This is a genomic window from Halalkalicoccus paucihalophilus (assembly GCF_001593955.1).
Classification (GTDB): Archaea; Halobacteriota; Halobacteria; order Halobacteriales; family Halalkalicoccaceae; genus Halalkalicoccus; species Halalkalicoccus paucihalophilus.
Genome location: NZ_LTAZ01000004.1, coordinates 565,302 through 577,831 on the forward strand (window position 1 = coordinate 565,302; position 12,530 = coordinate 577,831).

Annotated in this window: 14 protein-coding genes; 11 read left to right on the forward strand and 3 right to left on the reverse strand. The window is 66.8% G+C overall.

Annotated features, from left to right (window positions below; genetic code table 11):
* Positions 1–89 precede the first annotated feature (89 nt).
* The 6 genes from cofD to asd all read left to right on the forward strand — a co-directional run bounded on the left by cofD (position 90) and on the right by asd (position 4,695).
* A complete protein-coding gene (gene cofD / locus HAPAU_RS08070; protein WP_066381408.1) occupies positions 90–1,076 on the forward strand; it encodes a 2-phospho-L-lactate transferase in 987 nt (328 codons plus the stop codon).
* A 59-nt stretch (positions 1,077–1,135) separates the two neighbouring features.
* Positions 1,136–1,873, forward strand: coding sequence for a tRNA-dihydrouridine synthase (locus HAPAU_RS08075; RefSeq protein WP_066381409.1), 738 nt, complete (start codon positions 1,136–1,138; stop codon positions 1,871–1,873).
* Positions 1,870–2,697 carry a triphosphoribosyl-dephospho-CoA synthase gene (locus HAPAU_RS08080; protein WP_066381410.1) on the forward strand — a complete coding sequence of 276 codons (828 nt, stop codon included), beginning with the start codon at positions 1,870–1,872 and terminating at the stop codon, positions 2,695–2,697. The genes HAPAU_RS08075 and HAPAU_RS08080 overlap by 4 nt, the downstream gene beginning before the upstream one ends.
* Positions 2,694–3,308, forward strand: coding sequence for a DUF447 domain-containing protein (locus HAPAU_RS08085; protein WP_066381411.1), 615 nt, complete (start codon positions 2,694–2,696; stop codon positions 3,306–3,308). Before HAPAU_RS08080 ends, HAPAU_RS08085 begins: the two co-directional genes overlap by 4 nt.
* 24 nt (positions 3,309–3,332) lie before the next feature.
* Complete coding sequence (locus HAPAU_RS08090; protein ID WP_066381412.1) at positions 3,333–3,524, forward strand: 30S ribosomal protein S17e; 192 nt, start codon at positions 3,333–3,335, stop codon at positions 3,522–3,524.
* Positions 3,525–3,663: 139 nt separating this feature from the next.
* A complete protein-coding gene (asd, locus tag HAPAU_RS08095) occupies positions 3,664–4,695 on the forward strand; it encodes an aspartate-semialdehyde dehydrogenase (RefSeq protein ID WP_066381415.1) in 1,032 nt (343 codons plus the stop codon).
* On the opposite strand, the gene HAPAU_RS08100 is transcribed toward asd, so the two are convergent.
* Positions 4,690–5,646 (reverse strand): D-2-hydroxyacid dehydrogenase, encoded by a 957-nt coding sequence (locus HAPAU_RS08100; protein ID WP_066381417.1) that lies wholly within the window; start codon positions 5,644–5,646, stop codon positions 4,690–4,692. The two genes, asd and HAPAU_RS08100, sit on opposite strands and share 6 nt — an antisense overlap.
* A gap of 25 nt (positions 5,647–5,671) precedes the next feature.
* Entirely contained in the window at positions 5,672–6,829 is a 1,158-nt protein-coding gene (locus HAPAU_RS08105) for an amidohydrolase (protein WP_066381419.1), read from the reverse strand.
* A gap of 103 nt (positions 6,830–6,932) precedes the next feature.
* Between HAPAU_RS08105 and HAPAU_RS08110 the strand changes: the two genes are divergently transcribed.
* On the forward strand, positions 6,933–8,300 hold the full coding sequence (locus tag HAPAU_RS08110) for an NAD(P)/FAD-dependent oxidoreductase (protein ID WP_066381421.1): 1,368 nt from the start codon (positions 6,933–6,935) through the stop codon (positions 8,298–8,300).
* Positions 8,301–8,325: 25 nt separating this feature from the next.
* Here HAPAU_RS08110 and HAPAU_RS08115 read toward each other — a convergent pair whose 3' ends face one another.
* On the reverse strand, positions 8,326–9,570 hold the full coding sequence (locus HAPAU_RS08115; protein ID WP_066381422.1) for a twin-arginine translocation signal domain-containing protein: 1,245 nt from the start codon (positions 9,568–9,570) through the stop codon (positions 8,326–8,328).
* A gap of 474 nt (positions 9,571–10,044) precedes the next feature.
* Here HAPAU_RS08115 and HAPAU_RS21620 point away from each other — a divergent pair, with 474 nt between their 5' ends.
* From HAPAU_RS21620 to HAPAU_RS08130, 4 genes are read left to right on the forward strand one after another with little or no spacing between them, the layout of a single operon-like run.
* Entirely contained in the window at positions 10,045–10,209 is a 165-nt protein-coding gene (locus HAPAU_RS21620; protein WP_169802633.1) for a hypothetical protein, read from the forward strand.
* Between the two features lie 42 nt (positions 10,210–10,251).
* Positions 10,252–11,565: a histidinol dehydrogenase gene (gene hisD / locus HAPAU_RS08120; protein WP_066381424.1), complete on the forward strand. Its 1,314-nt coding sequence runs from the start codon at positions 10,252–10,254 to the stop codon at positions 11,563–11,565.
* A gap of 36 nt (positions 11,566–11,601) precedes the next feature.
* Complete coding sequence (locus HAPAU_RS08125; RefSeq protein WP_066381426.1) at positions 11,602–11,967, forward strand: SHOCT domain-containing protein; 366 nt, start codon at positions 11,602–11,604, stop codon at positions 11,965–11,967.
* Positions 11,968–12,014: 47 nt separating this feature from the next.
* Positions 12,015–12,377, forward strand: a complete 363-nt coding sequence (locus HAPAU_RS08130; protein WP_066381428.1) for a HesB/IscA family protein — start codon at positions 12,015–12,017, stop codon at positions 12,375–12,377.
* Positions 12,378–12,530 lie beyond the last annotated feature (153 nt).

The window sequence follows — 12,530 nt, forward strand, 5'->3', positions numbered from 1 at the left end:
TACCGGCACCTAAAGCGTCGAGGTTGCTCGCGCAGGCCCCGTTCAATCGAGAGCGAGCGCTTAAGTCCGCGCCCCCGCCTACCCCGCGTATGGTCACGTTCCTCTCCGGGGGGACCGGAACGCCGAAACTCCTCTCGGGGGCCGATACGGTCTTCGATCCCACGGAGACGACGGTGGTCGCCAACACCGGCGACGACGTCGAACTCGGGGGGCTGTTCGTCTCGCCGGATGTCGATACCGTGCTGTTCGAGCGCGGCGGCGTCCTCGATACTGAGACGTGGTGGGGGATCGACGGGGACACCCACGAAACCGACGACTTCCTCTTCGAACTCGCCGAAGACGCCGGGTTGGAGGGTGGTCCGCGCTACCTCCCCGACGAACGCCAGACGAGCGGGCGCGAGATCGCGCGCTGGCGGCGGTTTTCGGGCGTTGCGGAGTTCATGACGATCGGGGATCGCGATCGTGCCGTGCACATCACCCGGACGAGCCTGCTCGACGAGGGCCACTCCCTTACGGCGGTCACGCGCACCCTCGCGGGGGCTTTCGGGCTCGAACTCGGCCTCGTCCCGATGAGCGACGACCCACTCGCGACGCTGATCCACACGCCCAGCGGCCCGATGCACTTCCAGGAGTTCTGGGTCGGGCGTCGGGGCGAGCCGATCATCGAGGGCGTGGAGTTCCGCGGCGAGGCGAGCGCGACGGAGGCAGTACGGGAGGCGCTTTCGGATCCCGTGGTTGTCGGCCCCTCGAACCCGGTCACCAGCGTCGGCCCGATTCGGGCGGTCGAGGGGGTCGAGCGGGCGCTCGCCGAGACGCCGGTCGTGGCGGTCTCTCCGTTCGTCGAGGACCGCGTGTTCTCGGGGCCGGCGGGCGACCTGATGGCCGCGACCGGCCACGAGCCGAGCACGGCGGGCGTCGCGGAGGCCTATCCCTTCGCCGACGCGTTCGTGCTGGACTCGGACGACGATACCGAACTCGATCGACCAGTAGTTCGTACCGATACGGCGATGGACTCGCCCGAGGACGCCGCGCGCGTCACACGGGCGGTCGACGAGGCGCTGGGGGCGGTCGCATGAGAGAGCGCAAGCGAACGGACGCGACCACGCCGGAGCTATGCTCCGACGGAGGAGCTCCCATGAGGCTCGTCGCCGCGAGCCTGAGCGGCCAGTCGGACGCTGTGTGGGCGCGGGCGGCGGGCGAGTACGTCGACTGTGCGATCCTTGGCGGAATCGCGCTCGACGCCCCCTCGCGCGAGGCCGCCCGGCGACTCGTCGCCCGGGACCGCGAGGAGTTCCTCCCCGCGAGGCCGCTCGAATTCGTTGACGACCAGCTCGCGGCGCTGTCTGATCTCGCCATCGTGACCGGGTTCAACGTCCGGAGCACCTCGCCGGGGCCGGTTCGCGAGGCGGCGGCGGTCTGTCGCGATCACGGCGCGATCCCCGAGATCAACGCTCACTGCCGGCAGGACGAGCTTCGCGAGGTCGGCTGTGGCGAGACGCTCCTTCGGGATACCGACCGGCTTTGTGAGCAGGTCCGCGCGGCGTCCGAAACGGGCGCGCGGGTGAGTGTGAAGGTGCGGGCAGAGGTCCCGGGTGTGGCCCTCGCCGAGACCGCACGGGCGGTCGAGGGCGCTGGCGCTCGAATCATCCACGTCGACGCGATGGACTCCGAGCCCGTCATTCGGGAGATCCGGGGGGCGAGCGACCTGTTCGTGATCGCCAACAACGAGGTCAGGGATCGGGAAAGCGTCCGGGAGTACCTCGCGTACGGCGCCGACGCGGTCAGCGTCGGGCGGCCCAGCGACGACCCGCGCGTGCTCGCGCGGGTGAGAAAGGCGGTCGACGCGTGGACGGAACGTGAGGCGAGCCCGTGAGACCAGCCGAGAACGCCCAGTTGGCCCTCTTGCTCGAGGTCTCGGGGACGCCCAAGCCGGGAAACGTCGACCGCGAGCGGGATCTGCCCGATCTGCGCTACGAGCAGTTCCTCGCGAGCGCGGTCGGCGCCGGTGCGGGCCTGCGCGCGGCCGAGTCCGGGCCCGTTGGCGAGGCGTTCGAGCGCGCCGTCGAGGGGATGGCCGCTATCCACGGGGAGAACACGCAGTTCGGCGCGCTCCTGTTGCTCGTCCCGCTGGTGGGGGCCGCGAGCGATGGCGACCTCTCGGCCGCAGGCACGGAGCGCGTCGCCCGAAACACCACCGTGGAGGACGCCGCGGCCTTCTATCGCGCGTTCGAGCACTGCTCGGTGTTCGTCTCGGACCCGCCCGACGAGTGGGACGACCTCGACGTACGACGCGGGTCGGAGGCGATCCCCGCCCTTGAGGAACGCGACCTCACCCTCCACGACGTCATGGCGCTCGGCGAGGACGCCGACGACGTGGCCCGCGAGTGGGCCGGCGGGTTCGAGCGCTCGTTTCGGGCGGCCGACCGGATCGCGGAGCTTTCGGGCCCGCTTTCGGACCGGGCGGCGACGACCTTCTGCGAGGCGCTGGCCGACCGTCCCGATACGCTGGTGGCGAAGAAACACGGTGTGGAGGTCGCGAAGGAGGCCAGCGACCGGGTCGCCGCCGCGCTCGGAAACCGCGAGGCGCTCTCGGCGCTCGCCGCGGAGTTCGTCGAGCGGAGGATCAACCCCGGAACCACCGCCGATATCGTCGCCGCTGGCCTCTTCATCGCGCTCGAACGGGGTGTCGAGGTGTGAGCCGTGAGGGTGGCGAAAACGGGACCGGTAGCGAGTGGCCCGTCGACCTCGCGGGCGTCACCGAGTCGGTCGTCGCTACGCTTGGCCCGAACGACCGGTGGAACCTCGCGGCGCTCGGACTCTTCCCCACCGAACCGGTCACCGCCCGCACGTGGGGCAATACGAGAACCCGACGAAATTTCCACCGTCAGGGAGGCGGCTACGTCCAGTTCACCCGAGACCCGGTCGACTTCGTCGAGGCGGCCTGTTCGATCTACGAGCGCGACGAGTGGGTCCTCCCCTCGGCGGACGCGTGGGTACACGTCGAGGCCGAACGAATCGGTACGGACGAGTCCGGGAGCACGCGCTGGGAGGAGTGGGAACTCACACCCATCGAGTCGGGGATCGAATGTCGAGTGGTGCCGACGACCTCGCGGGGTCATGCCGCCGTGATCGAGGCGACGATCGCCGCGTCGCGTCTCGAGGTCGAGAGCTACGACACCGCCGAGTTGCTCGATCGGCTCTCGTATTTCGAGGCGGTGGTCGAGCGGTGTGGGAGCGACCGGGATCGCGAGGCGTTCTCGCGGCTGACGGAGTACTCGGACTGGAATCGCCGAAGCGAATCCTTTTAGGCCGACACGGGAGTAGCCCCGGGCATGGCAATCAAACCGGCCTACGTCAAGAAGACGGGGACGCTCCTGCTGGAGCGCTATCCGGAGGCCTTCGGCAGCGACTTCGAGCACAACAAGAACAGCGTCCGCGAACTCACCAACATCGAGTCCAAGGGCGTCCGCAACCGTATCGCGGGCTACGTCACCCGGAAACACGAGCAGGCTCAGGCCCAGTAGACCGATTCTCGTCCGTACACGTTCCACTCGCCCGAGCAGCCGCTGTGTCCGTCTCGCGACAGCATTTACCAGTTCCGTAACCGACATCCGAACTCCCCGATCCAAACCGTTTTGAACACGCTGTTCCCTACCTTCGCTAATGACTCACACTGTTGGCGTCCTCGGTGCGACCGGCGCTGTCGGACAGCGGCTCATCCAACTGCTCGATCCCCACCCCGATTTCGAGATCGAAGCGCTCACTGCGAGTTCAGAGAGCGCGGGCAAACCCTACCGAAAGGCCGCCAAATGGCGCATCAGCACGCCGATTCCCGATAGCGTCGCCGAGATCACCGTCGCCGAAACCGACCCCGACGCGATTCCCGACGTCGATCTGCTGTTCTCGTCGCTGCCCTCCTCGGTCGGCGAGCGGGTCGAGAGCGATTTCTGTGAGGCAGGCTACGTCGTCTCCTCGAACTCCTCGAACCAGCGCATGGCCGAGGACGTTCCGCTCGTCATCCCCGAGGTCAACGCCGACCACCTCGGACTGCTCGAAGTCCAGCGCGACTCGCGGGGCTGGGACGGCGCGATGGTGAAAAACCCCAACTGCTCGACGATCACCATGGTCCCCACCCTGAAAGCGCTCGACGAGTTCGGCCTCTCACGGGTCCACGTCGCGACCCTACAGGCCGTCTCGGGGGCGGGCTACTCGGGCGTCACCTCGATGGAGATCATCGACAACGCCATCCCGCATATCGGCGGCGAAGAGGAGAAGATGGAAAGCGAATCGAAGAAGCTGCTGGGGAGCTTCGACGGCGCGGAACTGGCGGCCCACGACGCGACCGTCTCGGCCTCCTGCAACCGGATCCCCACGCTCGACGGCCACCTCGAAAACGTCTGGGCGGAGTTCGAAGCGGGCGCGACCGTCGAGGACGCCGTTGAGGCGATGGAATCCTACCAAGGAATCGATCTCCCCAGTTCGCCCGACCCGCTAATTCGGGTCTTCGAGGAGCCAGAACGTCCCCAGCCCCGACTGGATCGCGAGCGCGAAAACGGGATGCAGATCTGTGCGGGCGGCCTGCGCGAAAGCGAGACGGGCATCCAGTACAACTGTCTGGCCCACAACACGCTTCGCGGAGCGGCGGGCGCGAGCGTGCTCAATGGCGAACTTCTCGCGAAGGAAGGCTACTTATAGGACCTGATTCGTCAACTCTCCCTCACCCGCGTCGATCAGCTCGACGTTCTCGGCGACGATATCCGCGAGTCGTTCGTAGTATCTCGGGGTATGACCGGCGTTGTGGGGCGTGATCTGGACGTTCCCGAAGTCCCACAGCGGGTGATCCTCCGGCAGGGGTTCGGGGTCGGTCACGTCGAGGGCCGCCCCGTGGAGCTTGTTACGCCGGATCGCGGCCACGAGCGCCTCCGTCTCGACGACCGGACCCCGAGCGATATTCACGAGAAGAGCGTCCTCGGGGAGCGTAACGAACTCCTCCTCGCCGATCAGTCCCTCTGTCGTGTCGGTCAGCGGGCAGGCGAGCACAAGGACGTCGGTGCGCGAAAGCGCCCCGTGGATGTCCTCCTCGTCGAAACCGATCACCTCGTCCGTCGGACCGCCCTTCTCGGGGGTGTAGCGCACCCCGATGGTGTCGACGCCGAAGCCCGCGAGGCGCTCGACGATGGCCCCGCCGATCGCACCCAACCCCACGACCGTGACGGTCGCGCCCATGAACTCGTCGGTCTGGTAGTGGCGCCACTCGTGGGATTCCTGCTGGTCGCGTCCCGTGAAGAAGTCCCGGTAAAAGGCGAGGATCGAGCCGATCACCCCTTCGGCGATGTTGGGGCCGTGGACACCGGCCGCGTTGGTCACCCGGACGCCAGCGTCTTTGAGCGCGTCCATCGGCAGGTGGCCCGTGCCGGCGTAGGCACACGCGAACAGGTCGAGGGTCTCGGCATGCGAGAGCAGTTCCTCGTCGATCCCCATGCCGACGGCGACCCGAGCCTCGGCGATCCGCTCGCGCTCCTCTTCGGGGGTGGTCGCGACCTGGATCTCGTGGTCGGGCAGTCGCTCTCGGATCTCGTTTGCGAGGTCGGAAACGGGCATCCCGTGGGTGCCTCGCCGAAGTACCAGAATGGGTTCGCTCGACATGGTTCGTCGGTCCCGCCGACGGGACTTAACTCTCCCCGATGGGCTCGCCGTCGACGAACACGTGTTTGGGACTCGTCGAGATCTCGAAGGGCTCGCCGTCCCAGACCACGAGGTCCGCGTCGGTTCCTTCTTTGAGAGTGCCGACCCGGTCCGCGATCCCGAGGATCTCGGCGGGGTTTCTCGTCACGGTCGCGAGCGCCGCCCCCTCGGGCAGTCCCTCGCGGATCGCGAGACCCACACAGACGTCGAGGTGTTTCTGCGGGAGGACCGGCGCGTCAGTCTGGATCGCGACCGTTACGCCGGCATCGTGGAGGATTCCGGGGGTTTCGAAGGTGATGTTCGACAGTTCGTACTTCGCGCCGCTGTAGAGGCTCGGGCCGACGACGGCTGGCACGCCCCGCTCGGCGAACTCCTCGGCGATCAGATGCCCTTCGGTCGCGTGCTCGATCGAGAGGTCCTCGATCCCGAACTCCTCGACGATCCGAAAGACGGTCATGATGTCGTCGGCGCGGTGGGCGTGGACTCTCAGGGGGAGGTCGCCCTCGATGACTCGCGAGAGGTTCTCCATGCCGAGATCGCGCTCGAACGGCTCGTCGTTCTCGTGGGCAGCGTCCCGCCGAGCGATGTAGTCCTCGGCGTTCATCAGCGCCTGTCTGAGCGTCGCCGCGACGCCCGGTCGGGTGACCGGCGCGCGATCCCGGTCCTTTCCGTGAATTCTCTTTGGATTCTCGCCGAATGCGGCCTTCATGCCGTCCTCGCGGACCAACATCGAGTCGGCGGTCGTCCCGTGCGTTTTCATCGAGCAGATGATTCCGCCGACGACGTTCGCGCTGCCCATGCGCGCGCTGACGGTCGTCACGCCGCCCCCGCAGGCGTAATAGAGCTCTTCGTCGCCGGGGTGAAACCCGTCGAGAACGTTGACTTCGGGAGTTACGGGATCCGAAACCTCGTTGTGATCCGAGTCCTCCGGCTCGCCCCACTCGCTGACGCCGGCGTGGCTGTGGGCATCGACCAGCCCGGGTGTTACCGGCTTTCCGCCGGCGTCGATCTTCCGCGTGCCGTCTGGGATCTCGATATCCGACCCGACGGCCGTGATCTCGCCCGCTTCGACGAGGACGGTTCCGCCCTCGATGGTCCCCGCTTCGGTGAGCGTGCGAACGTCCCCGTTAATAATCGCGTACATGCTACGTCCTTCGGGGAATCCACGATCAGTATTTCGGTTCGAAATGCGTTTTCGTCCACGATGGGTTCAGGAGGTTTAAGAGAATGCGAGAGACGTTCGGTGTATGGAGCGCGTTGACGTTGCGATAGTCGGCGGCGGCCCCGGCGGAATGTCGGCCGCCGAGGAGGCCGCAAAGCGGAATGCGCGAACCCTCGTCGTCGAGAAGGGCGTCCCGCGTGCAGACCGCGAAGAGCTAGGCCCCGATTCGACGGACGCCGCCGGGATGCTGGATTACTGGGTCGACCTCATGGGGATCCCCTTCGAAGAGATCCCAGAGGAGATCGTCCTCAGGGAGCTCGAGGGAACGGAGTTCGTCGGCCCGACCGAGCGCTGTACGATGTACTCGACCGGGATCGACTCCTCGTATTCGAAGTTCGGGTTCACGTTCGACCGGCCCCGGATGGACGACTGGCTGCGCGAGCGCGTCGAGGACGCGGGCGCGGAGTATCGCGTCGGCACGGCGGTCAAGGACGTCGAGACCGACCTCTCGTCGGGCCACACTCATCACCTAACGCTGGGCGACGGCACCGAAATCGAGGCCGAGTACCTCGTGCTCGCGGACGGTCCCCAACGAAACGTTACCATCCCCGTTCTCGATCAGTTCATCCCTGAACGATCGATCGGCGATCTCATGGGTACCCACGCGAACCACATCGCCTACCAGGAACACCGCCGGTTCCCCGAGGAGGTCTTCGAGGACGATCTCTTGAAGTTCTGGTGGGGCCACATCCCCGGCCGCACCGCCTACCCGTGGGTCTTTCCCAACGACGGCACCGTCGCCCGGGTCGGCCTGACCATGCCCATCGGAATGGACCTCGCGGACGTCGAGAGCCCCGAGGCGTATCCCCTGCTCGAACCGGACGACGAACGCCTGCCCTCGGGGGCGGTCTACCTCCGACGGCTGCTCGAACGCGAGTACGGCGACCGCTACGACATCAAGGAGGACTTCCCACTGGTCGAGGACCGGGGAAAACGCGGCGGAACCGAGGCCTACCCGATCTCCTCGACCCGGCCGATCGAATCACCTACCAAGGCTGGGATCGCCGTCGTCGGCGGGGCGATGGGGACGACCTCGGCGTTCCACGAGGGCGGGTATCACGTCGCCGTCCGTTCGGGCAAGATCGCTGGACGGCTCGCCGCCATCGGCGATCTCACGAGCTACAACGACACGTGGAAGGGTCGGATCGGCGAGGAGATCCTTCGCAACGTCTCGATGGCCGAGATGGTCGAATCGTACACGCCCGCCGACTGGGACCGGACCTTCCGGGTCGCCGACCGGATGCTCGCCGAAAGCGGTGGCTACGACATGTTCCGCCGGAAGTTCGGCGCGGGACTGGGCGCGACCAGACTCCTCTTGGCGTACCGAAAGGCCCGATTCGGCTTTCGCGACGGCCGGTATGTCCAGTTCCGTGAGTCCGAGTACGCGCTGTAGGCCCGACCCCACGACTGTGATACGGTTACGGGTCGGGAAACGCCCGCAGTTCGCGCGGTGGGAGGAGGTAGTTGCCCCGACGGCGAACCGTGAGATACTGGAGGATGCCGTTGTTGGTGATCGAGCCGACGGCGCTGTCCTCGGCGATATCCGCGCCGGCCATCGCCTCGCGCACGCGGACGAACTCCTCGATCTCGCGCTGTACGGAGAGGAAGTGTAGACCGGGGCGGTCGTCGTCGGTCGTGTTGAAGTCGCGCCGCAGGAGGAGCGGCTCGCCGTCCTCGCGGGCGCGGGCGGCCTTCTGGGCGTGTCCGACCACGCCGTGTTGGCGGGCGTCCTCGAGCGTGTTCGCGATGCGCTCGGCGGTGAGTCCGTTCGACTCGTCGAGTTTCTCGCCATACTCGCCGACCAGTCCCTCCGCCGCGTGTTCGTGGCTGAACAGTTTCGCCACCCGCTGGAACTGCGAGTCCTGTTCGTACCACTGGCGGAGATCGATCGACAGCGATTCGACGTGTCGGGTAGTGCCGCCTGCAAAGGGGCCGTCCTCGATGGTCACGCGATCCTCGCTCGCTTGACTCTCCTCGAACCCGGAGCGAAACCCCATGAAGAAGGGCGCCTCCTCGTGGATCGGTTCGGAGTCAGGAACGCCCGGCGTGTCTTGGTGTTCGGCGGGCAGTCCGGGGCCGACGAAACCCGTGAGCCGTTCGCGGGAGTCGACGAGGTCGCCGATGTCCGTCTCCACCTCGACGCCGTTTATCGTCTCGATTTCGCCCAATAGCGCCTCCTCAGCCGCGAGCACTGCCTGCGAGTGATCGCTCGCGAGGTGGATCTGGCAGTCGCCGTCCTCGAACTCGGGGGACTCGAACTCAGTCAGCGCCGTGGGTTCGGGCAGGCCGTTCCACCCCACTCGCTCGAAGTACCGTGGGGTGTAGCCGACGGTGAACAGCAGGCCCTCGTGGCTCCACTCGTAGGCGCGTTCGAGCGTTTCGAGCGCGCGCTCGAAACGCTCGCGGTCGTCTCCGGTCGGATCGCGAGCGAGGGTGAGCGAGAGGAGGACGTGATGACGCGCGGGGGCGATGTTTTCGTTGTCGCCCGACAGGACGGCGTTCCAAGCGTGCTGGCGCTCGGGGACGGCCGCGGGATCGCCAGTCGGGATATCGACGCTCGATTCCTCGTCGAGACAGGCCGCGAGCGCGGCCGTCCCGCCGACGGCGACGAGCCCCTTCAGGTACTCGCGACGCGAGAACGCACCTCGGTCGGGGAGGGTCATTCGGGTTCGGATCTATGGATCGGACGAGCAAATACCTGTCTTCGTCCGCCCGATACACAGGGCTTAATCGCCCCGCGCCCGTAGGAGGGATGCACACCTCAAGTCCCCGGCGGAGTTCTCCCACTCGGGAGCGATGATCGCACGGCGAACCCGGGTGTGCAACAGATGCGCGGTCCTTCGGACCGCGAAACGCAAGGGGGCTCCGTAGCCGCCGAGCGCGCTGTACGGTTTGCGGTTCGCGTGGTTTCGAGGAAACCACGTACTCGCCGGCATTGGCCGGCTCGTCGTTCGGTTGCGCGAAGCGCAACCCGCCCGGCACGAGGGTTTCCCGGTCGACGCGGCACGCCGCCTCGGGATGAGACCGGTCGTTAGTGTTCCGGGCGACAGTTCCACGTCGTGAGCCGACCGGCCGTGAGACGGTCGTCCCATCGGTTCACTCATGAACCACCGGCACCTACTCGGAGGTGAACCACTATGGCCGATCGACTCACCGGGTTCGTCGGGGACATACGCGGGATCGCAGAGGAGTTCCTCTACGACGATGGGATGCTCGGGACGGTACTGGCGTTCGTCCTCGTGTTCGGCGGGGCGGCGACGGCCGTTCTCCTGCTCGTCCTCGTGGCCGGGTTGTTGGCGTAGCGCGATAGAAACGTCTTTTCGAGACAGGACGCAAGTGGGGGTATGAACGTCCAGTCCATCGCCGATCTGGGTCCCGAACGCCGCCGCGCGCTGTTCGAGCGCGACGCCGGAATCGAGGCGGTCCGAGGCGACGTCCGAGGGATCGTAGAGCGCGTCCGCGAGGAGGGCGACGTCGCGGTCAGGGAGTTCTGTCGCGAGTTCGACGATGTCGACGTGGGAAACCTCGAGATCACCGACGCCGCCGAGCGCGCCCACGGGAAGATCGATGCCGAGACGCGCGAAGCGATCGAGACCGCAGCCGAGAACATTCGAGAATTTCACGAGCGCCAACTCCCCGAGGACTGGCGCGAGGAGTTCGACGAGGGTCGCGAACTCGGGCGACGGTTCCGTCCCATCGAACGGATCGGCGTCTACGTTCCCGGCGGGGCGGCGGCCTATCCCTCCAGTGCGCTGATGGGCGTGATCCCCGCGAAGGTCGCGGGCGTCGAAACCGTCTGTGTCGCGACTCCGCCCGCTGAAGAGATCAACCCGGTGACGCTGGCGGCGATCCACGCCGCGGGCGCCGACGAGGTCTACAGCGTCGGGGGCGCACAGGCGATCGGGGCGCTCGCCTACGGCACCGAGTCGGTCACCCGGGTCCGGAAGGTCGTCGGGCCCGGCAACAAATGGGTCACGGCCGCCAAAGCCGAGATCCGGGACGACTGCGAGATCGACTTCCTCGCGGGGCCAAGTGAAATCCTCGTGATCGCCGACGGAACGGCCAGTTCGGAGTTCGTCGCCGCTGACCTGCTCGCACAGGCCGAGCACGACGAGAACGCCTCCGTCGTGGCGGTCGTGACCGACGAGGAGGTCGCGAAGGCGGTCGTCCGCGAGGTCGACGAGCGGGCCGCCGAACGGGACCGTGAGGGAACCATACGCGGGGCGCTCGACAACGACGCGAGCGGCGTCTTCGCGGCCCGCTCGATGAGCGAGGCGATCTCCTTCGCCGAGGCGTACGCCGCAGAACACCTCTCGATCCAGGCCGACGAGGACGAAGCGATCCTCTCGCGGATCGATAGCGCGGGAAGCGTCTTCCTCGGATCCCATACGCCCGTCGCCGCGGGCGATTACGCCAGCGGCACGAACCACGTCCTCCCCACCAACGGGCTCGCGAAAGTCACCGGCGGGCTCTCGGTCGAACAGTTCCTCCGTGCGAGTACGGTCCAACGCCTCTCGCCCGAGGGCCTCGACTCGCTTTCCGATACAATCGACACCCTCGCGCGCGCCGAGGGACTCGAAGGCCACGCCGAGAGCGTCGCCGTCCGGGTGAGCGAACGGGCCGAAACGGAGGAGGAACGCGACCGACACCGGGAGTAAACGAACGTTTTTACTGCCGGACTAACATCGGGAAATATGGACAGCGAGGACAGGGACGGACTGCTCATCCTCGGGACGATCCTCCTGTTGGTGATCGTCCTACCCTTGGTGATCCTCGAAGCGCCGTGGCTGCTCGCGTTAGTGATGCTCCTCGGGGCGTGGTACTGGTGGCAGACCGGGGCGAACCCGATATCGACGACTCTCCTCGAGACGGTCCGAAACGAGGAAACCGAGTCGCGAGCGGTCCCCGAACCCATCCCCGACGATCCACTCTCCGTCCTCCGGGAGCGTTACGCCCGCGGCGAGATCGGCGACGAGGAGTTCGAACGGCGGCTCGACCGACTGCTCGAAACCGAGCCCGAGGAACTGAACCACGATCGCGAACGGGTCTTCGAGCGGTAGCGTGGTTGGGCGTCACAGTTAACCACCTCGGCGATAGACGATAGAACATGAGCACCGAGACCGCCACCGGCACGGACCCGGAGATCCAGGTCTCTCCGACGGCCGCCGAGCAAGCACTGGACTTGCTCGAGGGCGAGGGATTGGACACCGGAATCGCGGGCCTGCGACTGTTCGTCCAGCAGGGCGGCTGTGCGGGCCTCTCCTATGGGATGCGATTCGACGACGAACCCGAAGAGGACGACACCGTCTACGAACACCACGGCCTGCGCGTGTTCGTCGACCCCGCGAGCATGCGCTACATCGAGGGGAGCGTCCTCGACTACGAGTCCGGCCTGCAGGGTGCGGGCTTCCACGTCGAGAACCCCAACGTCGTTTCCGAGTGTGGCTGTGGGGAGTCCTTCCGCACCTAAAGAAAGCCCTCTCTCAGCCTTGGCAGGCTTCGGTCGCCCTTTTGATGTCGCTACGAGAGGCCGCGAAGCGGTCTCTCGGCGTCCGGAAATCGAAGATTTCCGAAGACCTCCAGGCCCGCCAGTTGACGCAGCCGTCCGACCGGACGGCTGCTC